A 1,072-nucleotide genomic window follows, 5' to 3' on the forward strand; every position below is an offset into this window, starting at 1 on the left:
GGATGGAGGAATTTATAGGTGATATGGCCTGCCGAGCAGACATGGATCCAGTGGTTCTTGCGGTCCACCCGCAATGAGGTCTCGTCCACATGCATGGCCGGCATCTGCAGGAGTTGCTCATGTGCGCAATCATCAGGAGCAGTTGCAGGTCTATCTGTCAGATCCCGATGTGCCCATCGACACCAATCACCTGGAAAGGGCCTTGCGGGTCATTCCCATGGGCCGGAAGAACTGGCTGTTCTGTTGGACAGAGGTCGGCGCCCAACAGGTGGGTATTATCCAGAGTCTGCTGACCACCTGCCGCTTGCAGGGCATCAATCCTTATACCTATCTGGTGGATGTGCTCATGCGTATTGATTTACATCCAGCCAGTGAAGTTCTCGATCTGACTCCGAGGGTATGGAAAGACAAGTTTGCTGACAACCCCCTCAAATCAGATTTGGCTATGGTGCGTCAATAACGGCTTGGAATGACCGCTTACCTGTATTCCATCAGCGGCAGCAAATCGGGTAAACGCATCTGGCGGCGCAAAAGACCGTGTATCACCGCCATCATTTATCTTCCCCAACCATCGGGTAGCACATCCTCAAAAACAGAATGGATACCCTCGGCGGCGCGCCCTGCATCTTGGGGTCCCGATACCCATGCCAGATTGGCTGGATCGATGTTGAACCCGCCGGGGTGATCCAGCCAATCATCTGCATACCGGAATTGCCACTGGATGCGACCACCTTCCTCGTCCATTTGCGTGGCGACCTCACCCAGCGGGCATGATTTGCCATCTGGCAGTCTAATCCAGACGTAAACTCGGCAAATACCGCTCATGATCGCTTTCTGCCGCTACCAGTCATGGAGAGCGAAGCGAAGGCTGGTAGTCCCCAGTAGCCGCGAGGCCGCACTATTTTCCCGGCGTGCCTTGCGCCAGAGGGAAAACAAAGTAGGCCTCCGAATGCGGCGTCCAGTCATATGGGAGCCAAGTACGGAGCAGCAACGAGCTTGCGAAGTTGTTGCGTAGTGCTTGGTGACCAGGACGGCTGGGGCACAAATAGGTTGTCAAAGGCCGAGTCGATTT

Annotated in this window: 1 protein-coding gene and 1 pseudogene; one reads left to right on the forward strand and one right to left on the reverse strand. The window is 55.0% G+C overall.

Translation table 11 applies throughout. The features are described from left to right. Positions 1 to 97 precede the first annotated feature (97 nt). Positions 98 to 460: pseudogene (locus ACOCD2_RS21465) on the forward strand (IS66 family transposase); the annotation flags it as partial. Between the two features lie 95 nt (positions 461 to 555). Here ACOCD2_RS21465 and ACOCD2_RS21470 read toward each other — a convergent pair. After that, positions 556 to 744: a HipA N-terminal domain-containing protein gene (locus ACOCD2_RS21470; protein ID WP_419582425.1), complete on the reverse strand. Its 189-nt coding sequence runs from the start codon at positions 742 to 744 to the stop codon at positions 556 to 558. Positions 745 to 1,072: the final 328 nt, after the last annotated feature.

This window comes from Thiolapillus sp. (assembly GCF_048562965.1).
Lineage (GTDB): Bacteria > Pseudomonadota > Gammaproteobacteria > Chromatiales > Chromatiaceae > Thiolapillus > Thiolapillus brandeum_A.

Bases quoted from the DNA above. Each gene is read 5' to 3' on its own strand.
- ACOCD2_RS21470 (WP_419582425.1), bottom strand. From the start codon at position 744: ATGGACGAGGAAGGTGGTCGCATCCAGTGGCAATTCCGGTATGCAGAT.